The sequence below is a fragment of the Micromonospora sp. NBRC 101691 genome (assembly GCF_030269285.1).
GTDB classification, from domain to species: domain Bacteria; phylum Actinomycetota; class Actinomycetes; order Mycobacteriales; family Micromonosporaceae; genus Micromonospora; species Micromonospora echinospora.
The window spans coordinates 361,099-382,037 of sequence record NZ_BSTB01000001.1 but is presented as its reverse complement, the minus strand read 5'-3'; the positions used below and the strand labels follow the sequence as shown (position 1 = coordinate 382,037).

Genomic DNA, 20,939 nt, shown 5'->3' with positions numbered 1-20,939 from the left:
TCTCCGCGACGACACGCCGGTCAGGTCCTTGGCTCATCGGGCGGGGACGCTTACGTTGCCCGGAAGAGGATCAATAGTTGACATAACTGTAAGCCTCTAGTAGAGGGTGAAGGTTAACCCTTCGTCTTCACGGGTGATAGTTGACGTCGACGGCGATCCGGGGCGAGCCGTCGGTCGGCGTGACCAATCTCGAAGGGAAAGGACCGGAGATGACACCTCCGCACAACTACCTGGCGGTCATCAAGGTCGTCGGCATCGGGGGCGGCGGGGTCAACGCCGTCAACCGGATGATCGAGGTTGGGCTCAAGGGCGTCGAGTTCATCGCGATCAACACCGATGCGCAGGCGCTGCTGATGAGTGACGCCGACGTCAAGCTCGACGTCGGCCGGGAACTGACCCGGGGGCTCGGCGCGGGCGCCAACCCCGACGTGGGCAAGAACGCCGCCGAGGACCACCGCGACGAGATCGAGGAGGTGCTCAAGGGCGCCGACATGGTCTTCGTGACCTGCGGCGAGGGCGGCGGCACCGGCACCGGCGGGGCGCCCGTGGTGGCCAACATCGCCCGCAAGCTCGGTGCGCTGACCATCGGTGTGGTCACCCGGCCGTTCTCCTTCGAGGGCAAGCGGCGGCAGGTGCAGGCCGAGGCCGGCATAGAGGAACTGCGCAACCAGTGCGACACGCTGATCGTCATCCCGAACGACCGGCTGCTGGCCCTCGGTGACCGGGGCATCAGCATGATGGACGCCTTCCGCCAGGCGGACCAGGTGCTCCTCTCCGGTGTCCAGGGCATCACCGACCTGATCACCACGCCCGGTCTGATCAACCTGGACTTCGCCGACGTCAAGAGCGTGATGAGCGGCGCGGGCAGCGCGCTGATGGGCATCGGCAGCGCCCGGGGCGAGAACCGCGCCGTCGAGGCGGCCGAGGCGGCCATCTCCAGCCCGCTGCTGGAGCAGAGCATGGACGGCGCGCGCGGCGTGCTGCTCTCCATCGCCGGCGGCTCCGACCTGGGCCTGTTCGAGATCAACGACGCGGCCCAGCTGGTCACCGACGCGGCCCACCCGGACGCGAACATCATCTTCGGCGCGGTCATCGACGACGCGCTCGGCGACGAGGTGCGGGTGACCGTGATCGCCGCCGGCTTCGACGGCGGTGCGCCGGCGTACAAGGCGGTCGACTCGGGGCGCAAGACCAACCAGAACCAGCCGACCACCCCGCCCGCGCCGACCCCGCAGCAGGCCACGATGCCCCCGCCCAGCCAGTCGCCCCGTCGGGTGCTCTTCGACGACGTCGACGTGCCCGACTTCCTCAAGAACGGGTCCTGAGACGCGCCCATGACCGACCGGACCACCCAGGTACGCCCCGACCGCCGTGCCGACCTCGCCGCCGGGCTGGCCCGGGTCCGGGCGAGGATCGCCGAGGCCTGCGCCGCCGCCGGGCGGGACCGTGCCGAGGTGACGATGATCGCGGTGACCAAGACCTACCCGGCCGGTGACGTGCTCGCGCTGGCCGGGCTCGGCGTCGCGGACGTGGGGGAGAACCGCGACCAGGAGGCGTCCGCCAAGGCCACCGAGGTGGCGGCGGCCGGGGCGCACCCCCGGTGGCACTTCATCGGGCAACTCCAGCGCAACAAGTGCCGGTCGGTGGTCCGCTACGCCGACGTGGTCCACTCGGTGGACAGTGTCCGGCTGGCCGACGCGCTCGGCGCTGCCGCCGGCTCGGAACGGGACCGGCCGTTGGACACGTTGGTGCAGGTCAGCATCGACGGTGACCCGGCCCGGGGTGGGGCCCTGCCGGACTCCGCCGACCCGGACCGGGGCCTGCTCCGGGTGGCCGGGGCGGTGGCCTCGGCCGCGCCGCTGCGGCTGGCCGGGCTGATGGCGGTGGCGCCGCTGGGCTGGGAGCCGGAGCGGGCGTTCGCCCGGCTCGCCGAGGTGGCCGAGGGGTTCCGGGCCGTCCATCCGGGAGCCAGCGCGCTCTCCGCCGGCATGAGTGGCGACCTGGAGATCGCGATCGGATACGGCGCGACACATGTCCGCGTCGGCAGCGCGTTGCTCGGAATGCGTCCCACGCTGCGGTAGCCTTCGCGGGAAGGCAAATTACATCAGTGTTGTTTGGGCCGGCGTCCCATGTCGGGGGTCAGGCGGACGACCGCGAATCGTCCGTTGCGGTTGCCGGCCCGGTCCGGTGGGCAAGGGGAGTCCCAACGCGACACGCGGGCACGGGCACGGGGGCGCGTGCCGCACGGCGGACGGAAGGGCGCGGCGATGGGTGCACTGCGCAAGGCGGGGGTCTGGCTCGGTCTCGTCGAGGAGGACGACGAGCGGGGCTACGACGACGGTGGCTACGAGAAGGGTGGCTACCGCGAGTCGCGGTACCGGCAGAGCCGGTACGCCGAGGAGTTCGCCGACGACGATGACGACGACAGCGACGACCCGCCGGCCCCCCGGCCGCGTGCGGGCGAGCGGACCCGGCTGACCGAGCGGGCGTCCGCCCGTGCGGACAGCGACCGGGCCGACGCCGACCGGCTGGAGCGTACCGAACGGACGGAGCGCGCGGAGCGGGCCAGCGTCCGCTCGATCACCCGGTCCGGCGCCGGGGAGACGTCCGGCGTGGCGTACCACACCCGGGACAACCTGGCCCTGGCGCCGCAGGCCCAGCCCCGGGAGCGGGCGGTGGTCGCCGAGGAGGAGCAGCGTTACCAGATCACCACGCTGCATCCGACGACCTACCGCGAGGCCCGGACCATCGGCGAGCACTTCCGCGACGGTGTCCCGGTGATCATCAACCTCACCGAGATGGACGAGGCGGATGCCCGCCGTCTGGTGGACTTCGCCGCCGGATTGGCGTTCGGGCTGCGGGGTACGATCGAGCGCGTGACCAACCGGGTGTTCCTGCTCTCGCCGGCCAATGTCCAGGTCACCGCGGAGGACAAGGCCAAGATTGCTGAGGGTGGCTTTTTCAGCCTGGGTTAACACCCCCCGACCGAGGGACGTCGCCTACCGTGTTGTCGATCCTGCTCCAGGTGCTGTACCTGATCCTGTACGTCTTCCTGCTCCTCCTGCTCGCCCGCTTCGTGCTCAGCGCCGTCCTCCAGTACGGTCGCCGCTGGCAGCCTGGTCGGGGAGCGTCGGCAGGACTGGAATCCGTGTGGAGCGTCACTGATCCGCCCCTCAAGGCGTTGAGGCGGGTGATCCCTCCGCTGCGGATTGGTACCGTGAGCATCGACCTGGCTTCCCTTGTGCTCCTGGTTATCCTGTTCGTGCTGATGGAGTTCGTGTTAAGGCGGCTGATTCTCGGGTGAACACCCGGTGACCCAGCCCGCTACGCGGCCGCAACTGACCCGAGGAGTTTCGATGCCGCTGACCCCGGCCGACGTTCACAACGTCGCCTTCAAAAAGCCGCCGATCGGCAAGCGGGGGTATGACGAGGAGGAGGTTGACGCCTTCCTGGACGAGGTCGAGCGCGAGCTGGCCCGTCTGATCGAGGAGAACAACGAGCTCCGCGCCCAGGTGGAGCGCGGTGGTCGTGGTGCCGCCCCGGCCGGCCCCGGCGCCGACCCCCGGCTCGCCGCCGAGCTGAACGACGTGAAGGCCCAGCTGGACCGCATCCAGCGGGACAAGGCCGCCGCCGAGCAGGCCGCCCGCGCGATGCAGGCCGAGCTGGAGCAGGTCCGTTCCCAGGGGGCTCCGGCCGCTGGCGGGGACGGTGAGCAGCAGGCGCTGCGGGTGCTGATGATGGCCCAGCGCACTGCCGACGACCACCTCTCCGACGCCCGCCGGGAGGCCGACCAGCTTCTCTCCGAGGCCCGGACGAAGGCCGAGGAGGTCACCCGCGAGGCCCGCAACAAGGCGGACGCGCTGGAGCGGGACGCCCGCCAGCGGCACCAGGAGGCGATGGGCGGGCTGGACGCCAAGCGCACCGCGCTGCAGAAGCACATCGAGGAGCTCAAGCAGTTCGAGCGCGAGTACCGCACCCGGCTCAAGGCCTACCTGGAGAGCCAGCTGCGTGACCTCGGCGCCCGGGGCCAGGACCTGGAGGCGGACATCACCCGCACCGAGGGTGGCCGCAGCGTCGGCAACGGTGGCCTGGCCGCCGCCGGCCTCGGCGGGTCGTACAGCGGGGGCCGCTCCAACGCCCTCGAAGCCGGCCACTGAGCCCGGTCACCAGCTGACCCGGATCGGACGACGCGACGGGGGATGAGCCGTGATAGTCGGCAGTCTCGTGCTCATCCTCGTCGCCGTCGTGCTCCTGGTGGCTGGTCTCGTCGGCGGCTCCAGCGTTCTGCTGGTCGCCTCCATCGGGGCCAGCCTGCTGGCCGCCGTGGCTCTCGTGGTGGGTGCCCGCCAGGTGGCCACCGCCCGGGCAACGGCGGATGCGGCAGTCTCGACCGATCGTCGGCGTGAGCCGGCGGCGGCCGGGGCGACAGCGACCGGTCCCCGGCGCACCGCCGGGCCGACCGTAGCGGCCCAGTTCGCCCCCACGACGGACGGCACCGGTGACAGCGGGTGGCGGCAACCGCCCGGGTCGCCGGTGGCCGAGTCGGAACCACCGGGCCCGCCCGGTGCACCGGCCGCCGAGATCCGGGACGACGATCCGGGGCCGGCCGACGACGAGCCCGGTGTGCAGGAGGTCTCCCCGGCCGACGCGGCCCGGGTGGCCCGGCTCGACACCGAGGTCCTGGTGGTCGACGGTCGACCCCGCTACCACGTCGCCGACTGCCTCCACCTGCTCGGTCGGGAGCCCGAGCCGCTGCCCGCCTCCGAGGCCGTCGAGTTGGGTTTCACCCCCTGCGCGGACTGCGCACCGGACACGGTCCTGCTCGCCGACTCCCGCCCGTCCTGACCGGTCGCCGTGGGCGGGGAGGCACTGACCGTCGCGGTCCGGGTCAAGCCCGGGACGTCCCGCGCGCGGGTGGGCGGGCGGTACGACGGCCCACACGGCCCGGCCCTGGTCATCGCGGTGAACGCCCCCGCGGTGGACGGCCGGGCGACCGAGGCGGCCCGGCGGGCACTGGCCCAGGCGCTCGGCGTACGACCGGCGGCGGTGTCCCTGCGTGCCGGCGCGGCGAGCCGCGACAAGCTCTTCCTGGTGGCGCACGCCGAACCGGCCGTGTCGGTGTTGCTCTCCCGACTGCGCGACGGACCGGACGGGTGACGGTCGTCCCGGGCGGGCGTCCGTGACGCACGACCTGGACGTCGCGCTGCTGGTCGGCGCGGCGGTCCTGCTGGTGGCCATCGGGGCGGTCCGGTTCTCCACCCGGCTGGGTGTGCCGAGCCTCCTGGTCTACCTGGCGCTCGGTGTGCTGATCGGCCGGTCCGGCCTGGGCATCCGGTTCGACGACGCCGAGCTGACCCGGATGCTCGGCTTCTGCGCGCTCATCGTGATCATCGCCGAGGGTGGGCTCACCGCCCGGTGGAGCACCCTGCGTCCGGTGCTCGGGTTGGCCACCGCGCTCTCCACGGTGGGGGTGCTGGTGAGCATCCTGGTGGTGGGGATCGCCCTCCACCTCCTGCTCGACCTGGACTGGCGGCTCGCGCTCCTCTACGGCGCGGTGCTCTCCTCGACCGACGCGGCGGCGGTCTTCGCCACCCTGCGCCGGCTGCGTCTGCCGCCCCGTCTGGTGGCCACTCTGGAGGCCGAGTCGGGGATGAACGACGCCCCGGTGGTGCTGCTGGTGGTGCTGCTGTCCCGGGGCTTTCCGCTGCCGCACCCGTGGTGGTACGAACTGCTCCTGGTCGGGTACGAGCTGACCGCCGGCGCGGCGGTGGGCTTCGCGGCCGGACACCTCGGCCGGCTGGCGTTGCGCCGGGCCGCGCTGCCCTCGGCGGGGCTCTACCCGATCGCGGTGGTCGGGTTCACGGTGCTGGCGTACGCGGTCGGGGCGTCGGTGCACGCCTCGGGGTTCCTCGCCGTCTACGTGGCCGGGGTGCTGCTCGGCAACGCCCGGCTGCCGCACCGGCAGGCGATCCTCGGCTTCGCCGACGGGCTGGCCTGGCTGGCCCAGATCGGCCTCTTCGTGCTGCTCGGGCTCCTGGTGACCCCGGCCCGGTTGGACGAGGCGATCCTGCCGGCCATGGTGGCGGGTCTGGCGTTGCTCTTCCTCGCCCGGCCGCTCAGTGTGGCCGCCGCGGCGGCGCCGTTCCGGTTCGGGATACGGGAGCAGGCCTTCCTCTCCTGGGCCGGGCTGCGCGGCGCGGTGCCGATCGTGCTCGCCACCATCCCGCTCTCCGCTGGGGTGCCCGGTGCGGACCGGCTCTTCGACTCGGTCTTCGTGCTCGTGGTGATCTTCACGGTGGTGCAGGCCGGGACGTTGGCCCCGGTCGCGCGGCGGCTGCGGGTGACCGCGCCGGCCGAGCCGGCGGAGATCCGGGTGGAGACGGCCCCGCTGGAGCGGATGCGGGCGGACCTGCTCCAGTTGGAGGTGCCGGCCGGCTCCCGGCTGGCCGGGGTGCACGTCGACGAGTTGCGGCTGCCGCTCGGGGCGTCGGTGACCCTGGTGCTGCGGGACGGCACCGGTTTCGTGCCCGGCCCGGACACCCGGCTGAAGGTCGGGGACAGCCTGTTGATCGTGGCGACGGCCGGGGTGCGGGACGAGACGGAGCGACGGCTGCGGGCGGTCAGCCGTCGGGGACGGTTGGCCCGCTGGTTCGGCGAAACCGGGAACGATAGCGGCGATTGACCTGCTATCGTCCTTTTGCTCCGATTGAGGATTGTTCGGGGATGAAATACGGGATATCGGTGCGGCACGTTGTCGGACGCCTGTACGTTCCGTATTCTTGCGAATCTCTGGAGTGCGCGACGGCCCTGTCGCGCGCCCCTTTTGTTCATGGGGGACGCCACCGCCGGCGACCCCCGTCCAGGCACCGGGGACCGCCGCGGGTGCCGCGGCCGAGGGAGTGACGATGGCGAAGCCAGACACCAGGACCGCCGGCCGGAAGTCGACGGCGAAGTCCCCCCGCAGCGCGGCCGAGACCGAGAAGATCCGGGCTGCCCTGGCGGCACGGCGTGACGAGTTGCGCGCCGAGTACGATCAGACCCTGAGCGAGATCACCGAGCTCCAGCGCGACCGGCTGACCGACTCGGCCGGTGACGACCCGGCCGACACCGGCTCCCGGACCTTCGAGCGGGAGCAGGAGATCTCTCTCGCCAACAGCATCCTGGAGCGGATCACGCAGGTCGAGCGGGCACTGGAGCGGCTTGACGAGGGCGGCTACGGCTGGTGCGAGCGGTGCGGCAACCCGATCCCGGTGGAGCGGCTCGCCGCCTTCCCGTCGGCCACCCTCTGCGTGACCTGCAAGCAGCTGGAGGAGCGCCGCTGACGCGTGCTCCCCGGCGGCCGGGCCGAGGTCGGTGAGCGATCACCGCGGAACGTCGATGGGGAGCAGATGACGGCAGCAGGGCCGGACGGGCCCGGAACCGCCGAGCCGGGCGGTGGCGGGCCCGGACGCCGGGCGATCGTGGTGCTCGCCGGCACCGCCGGGCTCGCCTTCCTGGCCGACCTGTCCACCAAGCACCTCGCGTTGGCCACGCTGGACGACCGCGACCCGGTCCGCCTGCTCGGCGGGACGGTCTACCTCACCTCGACCCGCAACAGCGGCGCCGCGTTCAGCCTCGGCGCCGACCACACCTGGGTCTTCTCGCTGATCACCATCGCGGTGGTCGGCTGGATCGGCTGGATGGCGCTGCGCCTGCGGTCGGTGCCCTGGGGGCTCTCGCTCGGGCTGGTGCTCGGTGGTGCGTTCGGCAACCTCGCCGACCGGATCTTCCGGGCACCGGGGCCGTTCGTCGGTCACGTGGTCGACATGGTGAGCCTCTTCGACCCGTACGGTCGGGTGTGGCCGGTGTTCAACCTCGCCGACAGCGCGCTGGTCTGCGGGGTGGCGCTGGCCGTCTTCCTCGAACTCACCGGCCGGCAACGCGACGGCACCCGCCTCGGCGCGGACGGCCCCGCACCGGCCGGGAGTCCGGCGGAGACAACGGACGCCGCGCGGTCGGGGGAGACGCCCCCGACCGAGGGCCGCCGGGAGAGCACCGACGTCGAACTGGGGGAGCGGGCATGACCACTGCGTACGGAGACGGCGACCACCGTTCCCTGCCCGTCCCCGACGGCCTCGACGGCATGCGGCTGGACCAGGCCGTGGCCCGGCTGTTCGGGCTCTCCCGCACCGCCGCCGCGGCCCTGATCGACGCGGGCGACGCACTGGTCGACGGCGTGGTCCGGGCGAACTCGCACAAGGTCAAGGCGGGTTCCTGGCTGGAGGTGACCCTGCCCGCGCCGGCCGCCCCGCCGACCGTGGTGCCGCAGGCGGTGCCGGGGCTGCGCGTGGTCTACGCCGACGACGACATCGTGGTGGTGGACAAGCCGGTGGGGGTGGCCGCCCACCCCAGCCCCGGCTGGACCGGTCCGACCGTGATCGGCGGGCTCGCCGGGATCGGTCACCGGATCTCCACCAGCGGCGCGGCCGAGCGGCAGGGCGTGGTGCACCGGCTGGACGTGGGCACCACCGGGATCATGGTGGTGGCCAAGAGCGAACAGGCGTACACCGCGCTGAAGCGGGCCTTCAAGTACCGCGAGGTCGACAAGCAGTACCACGCGGTGGTGCAGGGCCACCTCGACCCGCTGAGCGGCACCGTCGACGCCCCGATCGACCGGCACCCGAACCACGACTACCGCTGGGCGGTGGTCTCCGGTGGCAAGCCGAGCATCACCCACTACGACACCATCGAGGCGTTCCCGGCGGCGAGCCTGGTCGACGTCCGGCTGGAGACCGGTCGGACCCACCAGATCCGGGTGCACTTCTCGACACTGCGCCATCCCTGCGTGGGCGACCTCACCTACGGCGCGGACCCCACCCTGTCGGCCCGCCTCGGCCTGTCCCGACAGTGGCTGCACGCCCGCGCGTTGAGCTTCCTGCACCCCCGAACGGGGGACGAGGTCCGCTTCGTGAGCGACTACCCTGACGACCTGGACCGCGCGCTGGGACGCCTGCGCGACTGACGTGCCGGCCACGGCGGCGGTCCACCGGTCACCCATCCGACGAGGGGACGGTCATCCGTGCGCGCCGGTGAGCTGTTGCGCCGACTGGACCAGCGGTGCCTGCCGCCGCTGGTCCGCGCCCTGACCGGTCGGGGCGGCCCCCGGCCGCGACTGCTGGGCTGGGTCGCGCTCGCCTCGGTGGGCGCGGTCCTGCTCACCGCGGCCTGGGCCACCGGCCGCCCGCCGGTCGGCGACCGGACGGTGGGGGAGGTGACCCGGGTCGGCGTCGGCGAGGGCGACTCGATCCCCGGCTACCTCCGCTCCGCCGGTGACGAGCTCGCCGCGCTGCCCGACCCGGCGCCGTCGGCGTCCGCCGGGTCGACCTGGGCGCTGGTGTCCCTGGCGGAGTACCTGCCGCCGGAGCGGCTCGCCCCGGTGCTCGGGGACGTCCCGGTCTCGGCGGTCTTCGGCCGGGTGCCGCTGCCCGGCCGACAGACCCAGATCGTGCGTATTCCGGCGCTGCGCGTGCCCGAGGACGTGCGCGCCGGAATGGTCGAGCTCGCCGGCCGCAAGGACCGGGAGGCGGCCGACTACCGGGCCCGTGGCGCGGAACTGACCGGCGACACCCCGCAGGAGCGGGAACTGCGCGGGTTCTACGCCAGTGGCGCCGAGGTGGCGGAGGTCGAGGCGGCGGCCTATCGCGCCGGCTGCTCCTGCGTGTACGCGGCGGTGGTCCGGGCCGAGCCGGCCCGGCTGCGGACGGTGGCGGCCCGCCCGGGCGTCCGGGCGGTGGACCCGGCCCCGGAGATCGAGCGGTTGGACCGGACCGTCTTCACTCCACCCCTGCCCGAGCAGGAGGACCTGGTCCGCCCGCCCGCCGACGAGCGGCTGCCGACCGCGTCGTCGCCCCCGCCGACCGGCCGCCCCGCACCCACCACGACGCCGGAAGGTACCGTGACCAGCGCCCCGGCTCCGACCGCGCCGCCCAGCCCGGCCGGTCCGGGCGGGGCGACCACGGCAGGACCGGAGCCGTCCGGGGCCGGCACGTCCGCCCCGATCGACGGGCGCGATTCCGAACCGCCGCCGTGAGACCGGCGACGGGGAGGTGCGCGTACCGGTGTGGTCCGAATAGGGTTGGCTTCGTAGCCTGTCAGGCGGAGATCGATGGCGCTGGGAGGGCGAGCCTTGGACGGCACCGAGACCGGTTGGGGTCGGTCGGCCGAACCAGCACCGCGTTGGCGCACGCTGCTCGACCGGGCCCGGCTCGGTGGCCGCGGCGGCGGGGAGCAGGTCGAGGCCGACCGGGAGATGGACGAACCGTTCCTGCCACCGGCACCGGAGCCACTGCCCCGGCGGGGTGGCGGCAACGGTTACGCCGGTCGGGCGCGGGCGGTCGAGCCGGTGTACGGCGGGGAGTACCGGTCGGATCCGGGGTATCCGGCTGACGCCGGTCACCCGGCCGAGTCGGCGTACCGTGCGGATCCCGGCTACCGGTCCGAGCCCGGGTACCGCGTGGAACCGGTGTACCAGGGCGGGACGACCTACCCGCCCGAGCCGACCTACCGGGCCGAACCCGGCTACCGCGCCGACGCCGAAACCGGCTACCGCGCGGGTTCCGGCTACCGGTCCGACAGCGCCTACCGGCCCGACGACGGCTACCAGGCCCCACCCGCCTACCGGCGGCCCGAGCCGGCCTACCCGGCGGAGCCGGCGTATCCGGCCGAGCCCGCGTACCAGCCCGAGCCGGTCTACCAGCCCGAGCCGAGCTACCGGGCGGAGCCGGCCTACACCGAGCCGGCCTACCAGCCGGAGCCGGCCTACCAGCCCGAGCCTGCGCACCCGGTCGAGCCGGGGTACCGCGCGGAGCCGTCCCCGCCGGTGGAGTCCCGTTACGCGCTGCTGGAGCAGTACCGGCACAACCCCTACCCGGCCGAGAGCCGCTACCCGGCGGTGGAGAGTGGCCACCGCCAGCCGGAGCCCGCCTATCCGCCGGCGGTGGAGAGCGGCCACCGCCAGCCGGAGCCCGCGTATCCGCCGCCGGTGGCCCGGGCGGCGGTGCCGGCAGTCGTCGACCGGGGCTACCCGGCCCGGCTGGAGTGGCGTCCGCAGGCCGCCGAGAACGAGCAGGAGCGGGCCGCGGCGATCCTGCGCCGCGACTTCGGCACCCCGCGCGTGCTCGCGTTCGCCAACCCGAAGGGCGGGGTGCACAAGACCACCGCCACCGTGCTGGCCGCCGCGACGGTGGGCAGCGTGCGCGGGCGGGGCGTGCTCGCCTGGGACGACAACGAGCTGCGCGGCACCCTCGGGCTGCGCGCCGGCAGCGCCCGGCACGCGCGGACGATCCGGCACCTCATCGCCGACCTGGCCTCGATCGAGATCAGCCAGGGTCCCGACCTGGTGGAGCAGCTCGACGACTACCTGCGGCACGCCTCCGACGGCTCGTACGACGTCCTGGCCGGGGAGGAGAGCCCCCGCTTCGCCCAGAAGCTCGACAAGTACACCGTGCAGCGGGTGCTCGACCTGCTCCGGCGCACCCACGACGTGATCTGCGTGGACACCGGCAACAACGTGGAGAGCCCGAACTGGCGGGCGGTGATGAACGCCGCGGACCAGCTCGTGCTGACCACCGTTCCCCGGGAGGACGCGGCGTTCAGCGCCGACTGGATGCTCGACTGGCTGCACGAGGTCGGCATGGGCGAGCTGGCCGACAACGCGGTCACCCTGCTCTCCTGTCCCAACCCGGAGCGCTCGTCGCTGCTGGACGACTTCCAGCGGCACTTCGCCACCCGGACCCGGGCGGTCGCGGTGGTGCCGTACGACCCGGCCCTGGAGACCGGCTCGTCGATCGAGTACCACCAGCTCCAGCCGGCGACCCGTGAGGCGTGGCTGCGCGCCGCCGCGGTGATGCTGGAGCCCTTCGCCCGGTGAGGTCGTGGTCGGCGACCGGCGTGCCGTCACGTCGGGCTGCCTGAGAGGATCACCGGGTGAGCCCGGCAGTTCCCGATCCCGACCGTCCCGTCGACCCCGCCGACGCGGCGCACTCTCCGCCCGCCGGCACCGACGGCTCGTCGACCGCCGTGCCACCGACCGGCGCCAGCCCACCAGCCGGGTCCGACGGGGCAGCGGACGCCGACGCGTCGACCGGGCCCGACGGACAGCCCGACGGCGGCGGACCGACCGGTCCTGCGGGACCGGACGGCACCGGTGTGCCGACCGGGGCCGACGGACCGGTACGGCGGGCGCTGACCCGGGCGGCCGGCGCGGTCGGGCTGCTGACCCTGCTGGGCGTCCCCCTCGGGCTGCTCTGGGCCACCCTCGCCCCGGGCACCCCGGTGGTCAAGACCACCGACGGGGCGGTCTACGCCGAGGCCCAGCCGGAGCAGCCGATCGCGGCGGACGGCTGGTTCAGTCTCCTCGGCCTCGGCTTCGGGGTGCTCGTGGCGCTCGGCCTGTGGTTCCTGCTGCGTCGGCACCGGGGCCCGCTGGGGCTGCTCGCGGGCGTCCTCGGCAGCCTGGGCGCGGCCGTGGTGGCGTGGCAGTCGGGCCGGCGGGTCGGGTTGGCGGAGTTTCAGCGGCTGCTGGTCGAGGCCCCCACCGGGCAGCACTTCGACAAGCCGGCCGACCTGCGTGCGGGCGGCGTCGACCAGGTGCTCGGCCTGCTGCCGGTGCCGCACGGCAACCTGCTGCTGCCGGCGTTCGCCGTCGCCGTGACGTACACCCTGCTGGCCGGCTGGTCGCGGTGGCCGTCGCTGCGTCCGGAGCCGGAGGAGGTCAGTTGGGTGCCGGCGGGGACGCCAGTTCCCGCAGCGGCACCGGAACCGCCCGCACCTGACGCAGCAGAGCCGCCTCGCGGTTGAGCAGCCGCAGCTCGGCGCGGAGCCGGCCGGCGGTGTCGTCGATGGCGAGCAGTCGCTGACGATCGGCCACGGTCAGCGCGGCGGTCGCCGCCACCAGGTGGGAGAGCACCGTGGGGTCGTCCGGCAACTGTTCGGCGATCGCCTCCGGATCGGGCCGGATCAGCGTCAGGTACTGCCGGAACACCGCGATCACCCGGGCGGCGAGCAGCCCGGTGCTCTCGTCGGCCTCCTCCGGTTCGGGCAGCCACTCCACGTCGCCGGTGAGGTACGGCGCGGCGTGCTCGTCGATCCCGGTCAGCCGGAACCGTCGCCGGCCCACGGTCACCACGTCGAAGCCCCCGTCGGCCAGCTCGGTGATCTGCCGCAGCTCCGCCGTGCAGCCCACCTCGTGCAGCGTCATCCCGGCCAGGCCCGGCGGCGACCCGTCGGCCGGCGCGGGCGGGGCCACCTCGGAGCCCCGCTCGATCGCCACCACCCCGAACTCCCGGGGCGTGCCCTCGGGACGGGCGAGCAGGTGACGGATCAGCGCGCGGTACCGTTCCTCGAAGATGTGCAGCGGCAGCACCAGCCCGGGGAAGAGCACCGTCTGGAGTGGGAACACCGGCAGCCGTGCGGTCACGCCGTCGAGGGTAGCCCGATCCGGTGGGGCGTGGCTCGCCTCACCGTCCCGGCGTTCGGACGCCTCGCCGGGCTCCCGCGCGCGGCCGCCTAGACTCGCAGTGTGCTGAATCGGATCGACCTGCGGGGGAGCGACACCGACCCGCGCCGCCTGCTGCCCCGTGCCCGACTCGACGTCTCCGTGGCGGTCGAGCGGATCCGTCCGCTCGTCGAGGCGGTGCGGGAGCATGGTTACCCGGCGATCCGGGAGGCCAGTGAACGCTTCGACGGGGTGGCCCCGGAGCGGCTGCGGGTGCCGGCCGAGGCCATCGCCGCCGCCGAGGGGACGCTCGACCCGGCCGTGCGTGCCGCGCTGCTGGAGTCGATCGCCCGGGCCCGCCGGGTCCACGACGACCAGCGCCGCACCGACCACGTCACCCGGGTGGTGCCCGGCGGCACGGTCACCGAACGCTGGGTGCCGGTCGACCGGGTCGGCCTCTACGTCCCCGGCGGTCTGGCGATGTACCCGTCCACCGTGGTGATGAACGTGGTCCCGGCCCAGGCCGCCGGCGTCCGCTCGCTGGTCGTGGCCAGCCCGCCGCAGCAGGACAACGGCGGCCTGCCCGACGCGCGCGTGCTGGCCGCCTGCGCGCTGCTCGGCGTCGACGAGGTGTACGCCGTCGGCGGCGCCCAGGCGGTGGCGATGCTGGCGTACGGCTCGACCACCGACGCCGACGGGGCGACCCGCTGCGCGCCGGTCGACATGATCACCGGGCCGGGCAACATCTGGGTCACCGCCGCGAAGCGGCTGCTGCGCGGGGTGGTCGGCATCGACGCCGAGGCCGGCCCGACCGAGATCGCCATCCTCGCCGACCACACCGCCGACCCGGCGCACGTCGCCGCCGACCTGGTCAGCCAGGCCGAGCACGACCCGCTCGCGGCGAGCGTCCTGGTCACCTGCTCGGTGACGCTGGCCGACGCGGTGGACCGCGAGCTGACCCGCCAGGTGGCCGCCACCAAGCACGTCGAGCGGGTCACCACCGCGCTGACCGGTGAGCAGAGCGGGATCGTCCTCGTCGACGACCTGGAGGCGGGACTGCGGGTGGTCGACGCGTACGCCGCCGAGCACCTGGAGATCCAGACCGCCGACGCCCGCGAGTGGGCGTTGCGGGTGCGCAACGCCGGGGCGGTCTTCGTCGGCGCCTGGTCGCCGGTGTCGCTCGGTGACTACTGCGCCGGCTCCAACCACGTGCTGCCCACCGGCGGCTGCGCCCGGCACTCCTCCGGCTTGTCCGTGCAGTCCTTCCTGCGCGGCATCCACCTGGTGGAGTACACCGAGGAGGCGCTGCGCGAGGTGGCCGGGCACGTGGTCACCCTGGCGAACGTGGAGGACCTGCCCGCGCACGGCCAGGCGGTGCGGGTCCGCTTCCCCGGGCAGGCCCTGTCATGACCGCCCCCGACGACCTGCCGGTCGCCGCCGCACCCGACGAGGCGCCGGTGCGGGCCAGCCTGGACGACCTGCCGATCCGCGACGACCTGCGGGGCCTGAGCCCGTACGGCGCGCCGCAGCTCGACGTGGCGGTGCGGCTGAACACCAACGAGAACTCCTACCCGGTGCCCGAGCCGGTGGTCGAGGCGATCGGCAAGGCCCTCGCCGCCGAACTGCGGGACCTCAACCGCTATCCGGACCGGGACGCGGTGGCGCTCCGCGCCGACCTGGCCGGCTACCTGGGCCACGGACTCACCGTCGACGGGGTCTGGGCGGCCAACGGCTCGAACGAGATCCAGCAGCAACTGCTCCAGGCCTTCGGTGGTCCGGGGCGGCTGGCGCTGGGCTTCACCCCGGCGTACTCGATGCACCCGCTGCTGGCGCTGGGCACCGGCACCGCCTGGCAGCCGGCCCGGCGCGGCGCGGACTTCGGGCTGACCGTGGACGACGCGGTGGCCCAGGTCCGTGAGCACCGCCCGGACGTGGTCTTCCTCTGCTCGCCGAACAACCCGACCGGCACCGCGCTCGTCCCGGAGGTGGTGGCCGCCGTCCTGGACGTCGCTCCCGGCATGGTGGTGGTCGACGAGGCGTACGCCGAGTTCGCCCGACCCGGCACGGTCAGCGCGCTCGCTGTGCTCCCCGGCCACCCACGCCTGGTGGTGACCCGGACGATGAGCAAGGCGTTCGGGTTCGCCGGCGGACGCCTCGGCTACCTGGCCGCCGACCCGGCCGTGGTGGCGGCGGTGCAGTTGGTGCGGCTGCCGTACCACCTCTCCGCGCTGACCCAGGCCGCCGCCCGCGCGGCGCTGGCCCACCGGGACGCCCTGCTCGGCACGGTGACGGCGATCATGGCCCAGCGGGACCGGATCGTCGCGACGCTGCGGGGGCAGGGGCTGCGGGTCGCCGACAGCGACGCCAACTTCGTGCTGTTCGAGGTCGGCGGGGACCAGTCCGTGGCGTGGCGGGCGTTGCTCGACCGGGGGGTGCTGGTCCGCGACGTCGGCCTGGCCGGCTGGCTGCGGGTCACCGCCGGAACCCCGGCCGAGACCGACGCCTTCCTGGCCGCCATGGAGGACATCCGGTGAGGACGACGTGTCGAGCCCCGCAGTCGCGAACGAAAGGTTGTCCGGGTGAGCGCGAGGAGTGAGCCGGTCCTGCGAGCCCCGCAGTCGCGAACGAAAGGTTGTCCGGGTGAGCGCGAGGAGTGAGCCGGTCCTGCGAGCCCCGCAGTCGCGAACGAAAGGTTATCCAGCATGAGCCGGACCGCCCGGGTGGAGCGGACCACCAAGGAGACCAGGGTGCTCGTCGAGATCGACCTCGACGGCACCGGCGCGGCGGAGATCAGCACCGGCGTCGGCTTCTACGACCACATGCTGCACCAGATCGCCCGGCACGGCGGCTTCGACCTCACCGTGCGGACGGTCGGCGACCTGGAGATCGACGCCCACCACACCATGGAGGACACCGCGCTCGCCCTGGGCAGCGCGTTCGACCAGGCGCTGGGGGACAAGGCCGGCATCCGGCGGTACGGTTCGGCGACCGTCCCGATGGACGAGGTGCTGGTCCGCGCCGCGGTCGACCTCTCCGGCCGGCCGTACGTGGTGCACGACGAGCCGCTGCTCACCCCGTACATCGGGCCGGTCTACCCGACCAGCATGACCCGGCACATCTGGGAGTCGTTCGGGCAGGCCGCCCGGATCACCCTGCACGTGGACGTGCTCCGGGCGGCCCGTCCCGGTGGCCACCCGGACGCGCACCACGTGGTGGAGGCGCAGTTCAAGGCGGTCTCCCGGGCGCTGCGCGAGGCCACCGCGATCGACCCGCGCTCGGCCGGCGTGGTGCCGAGCACCAAGGGGGCGCTGTGACCGCCGGGCGTCCAGGGGGCGCTGTGACCGCCGGGACGGGGCACCGCTGATGGGCGCGGTGCTGCCCTCGCTGCTGTTGATCCTCGCCGGCATCCTGGTCGGCGGGGTGGTGTCCCTGCACCGGCAGGGGGCCGCCCGGAGCGTGGTCGTGGTGACCGGCCTGCTCGCCCTGCTCGCCACCGCCGGAGGCGTGCTCTGGCTGATTCCGGAGGTGACGTCGTGACCCGCGTCGTGGTGCTCGACTACGGGTCGGGCAACCTGCGCTCCGCCGAGCGGGCGCTGCAACGGGCCGGGGCCGACGTGACGGTCACCGACGACCTGGCCGCCGCGGCCGCCGCGGACGGACTGGTGGTGCCGGGCGTCGGGGCGTTCGCCGCCTGCATGGCCGGGATCGAGGCGCTCGGCGCCGGCCCGGTGATCGCCGACCGGGTCGCCGCCGGCCGTCCGGTGCTCGGCATCTGCGTCGGCATGCAGGTGCTCTTCTCCCACGGCGAGGAGCACGGGGTGGTCACCAAGGGGCTCGGCCTGCTGCCGGGCGGGGTGACCCGGCTGGCCGCGACCCGGCTGCCGCACATGGGCTGGAACACGCTGCGCCCGCCGGCCGACTCGACGCTGTTCGCCGGGCTGCCCGAGGACGGACGGTTCTACTTCGTCCACTCGTACGCCGTCGCCGACGTGGCGGCGCTGACCGCCGCCGGCGCGGTGGTGACCACCAGCCGCCACGGAGAGGACTTCGTCGCCGCCGTGGAGCGGGGCGCCCTCTCGGCGGCCCAGTTCCACCCGGAGAAGTCGGCCGACACCGGCGCGCTGCTGCTGCGCAACTGGCTGGCCACGCTGTGACCGGCAGCCGCGTGGACGCGCCGGGCGGCACCGGCACGCGGGGCGGGTGGGCGGGGCGGTGAGCAAGGAACGGGCCCGACTGCGGGCCGTCCGAGAGGCCGAACGCGAGCGGGAGAAGGCCGCCCGGGCCCGGAAGGTGGCCCGCCGGGAACGCCGGCGGGCCCTGCTGCGCGGGCTGCGGCCACGCTGGCAGCGGCGGCGGACCGGCCGCCTCCTGGCCCGCCGGAGCCGGGCCGAGCGCGCCGGCATCGTGGTGCTGACGCTGGCCGTGCTGGCGTCGATCTGGACGCTGGTGCCCGATCCCGCGCTGCGGGTGCTGCTGATGGTGCTACTACTGCTCGTACTCCCGGCGATCGTGGTGATCGCCCTGGACCGTCGTACCTGACAAGGAGAACACGTTGAGTCTGACCCTGCTGCCCGCCGTGGACGTCGCCGACGGGCAGGCCGTCCGTCTCGTGCAGGGCGCCGCCGGTAGCGAGACCACCTACGGCGACCCGCTGGAGGCGGCGCTGGCCTGGCAGCACGACGGCGCGGAGTGGATCCACCTGGTGGACCTCGACGCGGCCTTCGGCCGGGGGTCGAACGCCGGGCTCCTCGCCGAGGTGGTGCGTCGGCTGGACGTCAAGGTGGAACTCTCCGGCGGGATCCGCGACGACGCCTCGCTGCGCGCCGCGCTGGCCACCGGGGCGGCCCGGGTGAACATCGGCACCGCCGCCCTGGAGGATCCCCAGTGGTGCGACCGGATCTGCGGCGAGTACGGCGACCGGGTGGCGATCGGGCTGGACGTGCGGGGTCGTACCCTGGCCGCCCGGGGCTGGACCCGCGACGGCGGTGACCTGTACGAGGTGCTGGAGCGGCTGGACAAGGCCGGCGCGTCCCGGTACGTGGTGACCGACATCACCAAGGACGGCACCATGCGTGGGCCGAACCTGGACCTGCTGCGCGAGGTCTGTGCCCGTACCGACGCCCCGGTGATCGCCTCCGGTGGTGTCTCCACGCTGGACGACCTGCGCGCCCTGGCCACCCTGGAGCCGGTCGGGGTGGAGGGGGTCATCGCCGGCAAGGCGCTGTACGCCGGCGCGTTCACGGTGGCCGAGGCGCTGCGGGTGCTCGCCGACGCCTGACCCGGCACCCGGCCCGGCACGCGCCGGGCCGGGTCCCGCCCGGCCCGTCAAGTTGTGCACAATCAAATTGCGAGCTACCTTTTCCGGGTGGACGACGACCTGGTTCTGCGCCGGCAGGTGTGCTTCGCGCTCTACACCGCCTCCCGGGCCGTCACCGACGTGTACCGGCCGATCCTCGACCGGCTGGGGTTGACCTACCCGCAGTACCTGGTGCTGCTGGTGCTCTGGGAACGCGACGCCGCCCCCACCGTCTCCGAACTCGGCACCGAGCTGCGGCTCGACTCCGGCACCCTCTCCCCGCTGCTCAAACGGCTGGAGGGGGCCGGACTGGTGGTCCGCCGCCGGGCGGCCCGCGACGAACGGCGGGTGGAGGTCGAGCTGACCGACGCCGGCCGCGCGCTGCGGGAGCCGGCCTGCGACGTGCCGCACCGGGTCGCCGCCTCCACCGGCCTCACCCTCGACGAGCTGGTCGCGCTCCGCGACACCCTCACCCGGGTGACCGAGACCATCCACCGACAGAAGGGGAAGTGACCACCATGCAGGTGCTCTACACCGCCGCCGCCCACGCCACCGGCGACGGCCGGGACGGCCACGTCCGCACCTCCGACGGCACGGTCGACCTCGACCTGGCCGTACCGAAGGAGATGGGCGGCGCCGGCGACGCGGCCAACCCCGAGCAGCTCTTCGCGGCCGGGTACGCCGCCTGCTTCCACTCGGCGCTGCGCCTGGTCGCCCGGAAGGCCCGGGCCGACGTCAGCGGCTCGGTCGTGGACGCCGAGGTCGGTATCGGCCCGAACGGCGACGGCGGGTTCACCCTCACCGTCGCCCTGCTGGTCGACCTGCCGTCGGTGCCGCGCGCCGCCGCCGAGGAACTCGTCGCCCACGCCCACCAGGTGTGCCCGTACTCCAACGCCACCCGGGGCAACATCGAGACCACGCTGACCGTCCGGGACGCGGCATGACGACCAACCGGGAGATCCACCTCGCGTCCCGGCCGGACGGCTGGCCCACCCCGGAGAACTTCCGCCTGGTCGACACGTCCGTCCCCACCGCCGGTGACGGTCAGCTCGTGGTGCGCAACCTGGTCATGTCGGTCGACCCGTACATGCGCGGGCGGATGAACGACGTGAAGTCCTACGTCCCGCCGTTCCGGCTCGACGCCCCGCTCGACGGCGGCGCGGTCGGCGAGGTGGTGCAGAGCCGGGCCGAGGGGTTCGCCCCCGGTGACGTGGTGCTGCACGGTCTCGGTTGGCGGGAGTACGCCCTGGTCGACGCCGGCTCCGCCCGCACGGTCGACCCGACGCTCGCACCGGTGAACGCGTACCTGAGCGTGCTCGGCATGCCCGGGCTGACCGCGTACGCCGGCCTGTTGGAGGTCGCCGGCATGCGCGCGGGCGAGACGGTCTTCGTCTCGGCCGCCGCCGGCGCGGTGGGCAGCCTGGTCGGGCAGATCGCGAAGCTACGGGGCGCGGCACGGGTGGTCGGCAGCGCCGGCTCGCCCGCCAAGGTCGAACGCCTGCGCGCGCTCGGCTTCGACGCCGCCTTCGACTACCACGACGGCCCGGTACGCGACCAGCTCCGCGCCGCCGCGCCCGACGGCATCGACGTGTACTTCGACAACGTCGGCGGTGACCACCTGGAGGCGGCGATCGGCGCGCTGCGGCCGCACGGCCGGGCGGCGATCTGCGGGATGATCGCCCAGTACAACGCCACCGAGCCGCCGGCCGCGCCGCGCAACCTGGCCCTGGTGATCGGCAAGCAGCTCACCCTGCGCGGGTTCCTGGTCAACTCCTACGGCCACCTGCGCGAGCAGTTCGTCCGGGAGGTGTCCGGCTGGCTGCGCGACGGCCGGCTGCACCACGACGAGACCGTCGTCGACGGCATCGAGAACGCCCCGGCGGCCTTCCTCGGCCTGCTGCGCGGCGAGAACCTCGGCAAGATGCTCGTCCGCCTGTGACCTCCGCCACCCTGCCCGGCTGAGGCGAGGGGCGGGGTGAGATGTGCGGGGGAGTGTGCGTGCGGGGTGGTGTGGGGTGCCAGGTGGTAGCAGGGGACCCTTGTTACCGCTGTTTGCGGAGCAGGGGGCCCCTGCAGGCACCCCGGGCCCGGCGGGCGGTGCGTGCCGGGCGGAGCCCGGTGGACGCCGGTGGACGAGGGAGGCGGGCCGAGGCGAGGGGCGGGCGTCCG

At 74.0% G+C, this 20,939-nt stretch carries 24 protein-coding genes and 1 pseudogene; 24 read left to right on the top strand and 1 reads right to left on the bottom strand.

Going from position 1 to position 20,939, the window contains the following annotated elements; genetic code table 11:
• Positions 1–209: 209 nt before the first annotated feature.
• The 14 genes and pseudogenes from ftsZ (at position 210) to QSK20_RS01545 (ending at position 12,837) form a co-directional block, all read left to right on the top strand.
• Positions 210–1,325: a cell division protein FtsZ gene (gene ftsZ, locus QSK20_RS01610; protein WP_088982902.1), complete on the top strand. Its 1,116-nt coding sequence runs from the start codon at positions 210–212 to the stop codon at positions 1,323–1,325.
• A 9-nt stretch (positions 1,326–1,334) separates the two neighbouring features.
• Positions 1,335–2,081 carry a YggS family pyridoxal phosphate-dependent enzyme gene (locus tag QSK20_RS01605; protein WP_285786747.1) on the top strand — a complete coding sequence of 249 codons (747 nt, stop codon included), beginning with the start codon at positions 1,335–1,337 and terminating at the stop codon, positions 2,079–2,081.
• 186 nt (positions 2,082–2,267) lie between these two features.
• Complete coding sequence (locus tag QSK20_RS01600; protein ID WP_285786746.1) at positions 2,268–2,975, top strand: cell division protein SepF; 708 nt, start codon at positions 2,268–2,270, stop codon at positions 2,973–2,975.
• A gap of 29 nt (positions 2,976–3,004) precedes the next feature.
• The gene (locus QSK20_RS01595) at positions 3,005–3,304 is read left to right on the top strand and encodes a YggT family protein (RefSeq protein WP_145836246.1); all 300 of its coding nucleotides are present in this window, start codon (positions 3,005–3,007) and stop codon (positions 3,302–3,304) included.
• 52 nt (positions 3,305–3,356) lie between these two features.
• Positions 3,357–4,157 carry a DivIVA domain-containing protein gene (locus tag QSK20_RS01590; RefSeq protein WP_088982906.1) on the top strand — a complete coding sequence of 267 codons (801 nt, stop codon included), beginning with the start codon at positions 3,357–3,359 and terminating at the stop codon, positions 4,155–4,157.
• Between the two features lie 49 nt (positions 4,158–4,206).
• Positions 4,207–4,845, top strand: coding sequence for a hypothetical protein (locus tag QSK20_RS01585; protein WP_285786745.1), 639 nt, complete (start codon positions 4,207–4,209; stop codon positions 4,843–4,845).
• Positions 4,846–4,854: 9 nt separating this feature from the next.
• A complete protein-coding gene (locus tag QSK20_RS01580) occupies positions 4,855–5,157 on the top strand; it encodes a DUF167 domain-containing protein (RefSeq protein WP_285786744.1) in 303 nt (100 codons plus the stop codon).
• Positions 5,158–5,179: 22 nt separating this feature from the next.
• Positions 5,180–6,682, top strand: coding sequence for a potassium/proton antiporter (locus QSK20_RS01575; RefSeq protein ID WP_285786743.1), 1,503 nt, complete (start codon positions 5,180–5,182; stop codon positions 6,680–6,682).
• Positions 6,683–6,905: 223 nt separating this feature from the next.
• Positions 6,906–7,322 (top strand): TraR/DksA family transcriptional regulator, encoded by a 417-nt coding sequence (locus tag QSK20_RS01570; RefSeq protein ID WP_088985674.1) that lies wholly within the window; start codon positions 6,906–6,908, stop codon positions 7,320–7,322.
• 66 nt (positions 7,323–7,388) lie between these two features.
• Positions 7,389–7,970: pseudogene (gene lspA, locus QSK20_RS01565) on the top strand (signal peptidase II); the annotation flags it as partial.
• An 89-nt stretch (positions 7,971–8,059) separates the two neighbouring features.
• The gene (locus QSK20_RS01560; protein ID WP_285786742.1) at positions 8,060–9,001 is read left to right on the top strand and encodes an RluA family pseudouridine synthase; all 942 of its coding nucleotides are present in this window, start codon (positions 8,060–8,062) and stop codon (positions 8,999–9,001) included.
• Between the two features lie 57 nt (positions 9,002–9,058).
• Positions 9,059–10,069 carry a hypothetical protein gene (locus QSK20_RS01555; protein WP_285786741.1) on the top strand — a complete coding sequence of 337 codons (1,011 nt, stop codon included), beginning with the start codon at positions 9,059–9,061 and terminating at the stop codon, positions 10,067–10,069.
• Positions 10,070–10,165: 96 nt separating this feature from the next.
• The gene (locus QSK20_RS01550; RefSeq protein ID WP_285786740.1) at positions 10,166–11,908 is read left to right on the top strand and encodes a MinD/ParA family ATP-binding protein; all 1,743 of its coding nucleotides are present in this window, start codon (positions 10,166–10,168) and stop codon (positions 11,906–11,908) included.
• 56 nt (positions 11,909–11,964) lie between these two features.
• Positions 11,965–12,837 carry a DUF2567 domain-containing protein gene (locus tag QSK20_RS01545; RefSeq protein WP_502888823.1) on the top strand — a complete coding sequence of 291 codons (873 nt, stop codon included), beginning with the start codon at positions 11,965–11,967 and terminating at the stop codon, positions 12,835–12,837.
• Here QSK20_RS01545 and QSK20_RS01540 read toward each other — a convergent pair.
• Positions 12,752–13,456, bottom strand: coding sequence for an LON peptidase substrate-binding domain-containing protein (locus QSK20_RS01540; RefSeq protein WP_285786739.1), 705 nt, complete (start codon positions 13,454–13,456; stop codon positions 12,752–12,754). The two genes, QSK20_RS01545 and QSK20_RS01540, sit on opposite strands and share 86 nt — an antisense overlap.
• Positions 13,457–13,558: 102 nt before the next feature.
• On the opposite strand from QSK20_RS01540, the gene hisD reads away from it, so the two are divergent.
• The 10 genes from hisD to QSK20_RS01490 all read left to right on the top strand — a co-directional run bounded on the left by hisD (position 13,559) and on the right by QSK20_RS01490 (position 20,709).
• The gene (hisD, locus tag QSK20_RS01535) at positions 13,559–14,884 is read left to right on the top strand and encodes a histidinol dehydrogenase (protein ID WP_285786738.1); all 1,326 of its coding nucleotides are present in this window, start codon (positions 13,559–13,561) and stop codon (positions 14,882–14,884) included.
• Complete coding sequence (locus tag QSK20_RS01530) at positions 14,881–16,008, top strand: histidinol-phosphate transaminase (RefSeq protein WP_285786737.1); 1,128 nt, start codon at positions 14,881–14,883, stop codon at positions 16,006–16,008. Before hisD ends, QSK20_RS01530 begins: the two co-directional genes overlap by 4 nt.
• Positions 16,009–16,176: 168 nt before the next feature.
• Positions 16,177–16,788 (top strand): imidazoleglycerol-phosphate dehydratase HisB, encoded by a 612-nt coding sequence (gene hisB, locus QSK20_RS01525; RefSeq protein ID WP_088982917.1) that lies wholly within the window; start codon positions 16,177–16,179, stop codon positions 16,786–16,788.
• A 49-nt stretch (positions 16,789–16,837) separates the two neighbouring features.
• Positions 16,838–17,011: a CG2302 family histidine operon protein gene (locus tag QSK20_RS01520; protein ID WP_285786736.1), complete on the top strand. Its 174-nt coding sequence runs from the start codon at positions 16,838–16,840 to the stop codon at positions 17,009–17,011.
• The gene (gene hisH / locus QSK20_RS01515; protein WP_285786735.1) at positions 17,008–17,628 is read left to right on the top strand and encodes an imidazole glycerol phosphate synthase subunit HisH; all 621 of its coding nucleotides are present in this window, start codon (positions 17,008–17,010) and stop codon (positions 17,626–17,628) included. Before QSK20_RS01520 ends, hisH begins: the two co-directional genes overlap by 4 nt.
• Before the next feature lie 58 nt (positions 17,629–17,686).
• Positions 17,687–18,013 carry a hypothetical protein gene (locus QSK20_RS01510; protein WP_285786734.1) on the top strand — a complete coding sequence of 109 codons (327 nt, stop codon included), beginning with the start codon at positions 17,687–17,689 and terminating at the stop codon, positions 18,011–18,013.
• 13 nt (positions 18,014–18,026) lie between these two features.
• Complete coding sequence (gene priA / locus QSK20_RS01505) at positions 18,027–18,752, top strand: bifunctional 1-(5-phosphoribosyl)-5-((5-phosphoribosylamino)methylideneamino)imidazole-4-carboxamide isomerase/phosphoribosylanthranilate isomerase PriA (protein WP_285786733.1); 726 nt, start codon at positions 18,027–18,029, stop codon at positions 18,750–18,752.
• Between the two features lie 87 nt (positions 18,753–18,839).
• Positions 18,840–19,283, top strand: coding sequence for a MarR family winged helix-turn-helix transcriptional regulator (locus QSK20_RS01500; protein ID WP_285786732.1), 444 nt, complete (start codon positions 18,840–18,842; stop codon positions 19,281–19,283).
• 5 nt (positions 19,284–19,288) lie between these two features.
• On the top strand, positions 19,289–19,714 hold the full coding sequence (locus QSK20_RS01495) for an organic hydroperoxide resistance protein (protein WP_285787177.1): 426 nt from the start codon (positions 19,289–19,291) through the stop codon (positions 19,712–19,714).
• The gene (locus QSK20_RS01490) at positions 19,711–20,709 is read left to right on the top strand and encodes an NADP-dependent oxidoreductase (protein WP_285786731.1); all 999 of its coding nucleotides are present in this window, start codon (positions 19,711–19,713) and stop codon (positions 20,707–20,709) included. Before QSK20_RS01495 ends, QSK20_RS01490 begins: the two co-directional genes overlap by 4 nt.
• Positions 20,710–20,939: the final 230 nt, after the last annotated feature.

Coding starts and splice junctions, on each gene's coding strand:
- ftsZ (WP_088982902.1), top strand. CDS start 210: ATGACACCTCCGCACAACTACCTGGCGGTCATCAAGGTCGTCGGCATC.
- QSK20_RS01605 (WP_285786747.1), top strand. CDS start 1,335: ATGACCGACCGGACCACCCAGGTACGCCCCGACCGCCGTGCCGACCTC.
- QSK20_RS01600 (WP_285786746.1), top strand. CDS start 2,268: ATGGGTGCACTGCGCAAGGCGGGGGTCTGGCTCGGTCTCGTCGAGGAG.
- QSK20_RS01590 (WP_088982906.1), top strand. CDS start 3,357: ATGCCGCTGACCCCGGCCGACGTTCACAACGTCGCCTTCAAAAAGCCG.
- QSK20_RS01570 (WP_088985674.1), top strand. CDS start 6,906: ATGGCGAAGCCAGACACCAGGACCGCCGGCCGGAAGTCGACGGCGAAG.
- QSK20_RS01560 (WP_285786742.1), top strand. CDS start 8,060: ATGACCACTGCGTACGGAGACGGCGACCACCGTTCCCTGCCCGTCCCC.
- QSK20_RS01530 (WP_285786737.1), top strand. CDS start 14,881: ATGACCGCCCCCGACGACCTGCCGGTCGCCGCCGCACCCGACGAGGCG.
- hisB (WP_088982917.1), top strand. CDS start 16,177: ATGAGCCGGACCGCCCGGGTGGAGCGGACCACCAAGGAGACCAGGGTG.
- QSK20_RS01520 (WP_285786736.1), top strand. CDS start 16,838: ATGGGCGCGGTGCTGCCCTCGCTGCTGTTGATCCTCGCCGGCATCCTG.
- QSK20_RS01495 (WP_285787177.1), top strand. CDS start 19,289: ATGCAGGTGCTCTACACCGCCGCCGCCCACGCCACCGGCGACGGCCGG.
- QSK20_RS01490 (WP_285786731.1), top strand. CDS start 19,711: ATGACGACCAACCGGGAGATCCACCTCGCGTCCCGGCCGGACGGCTGG.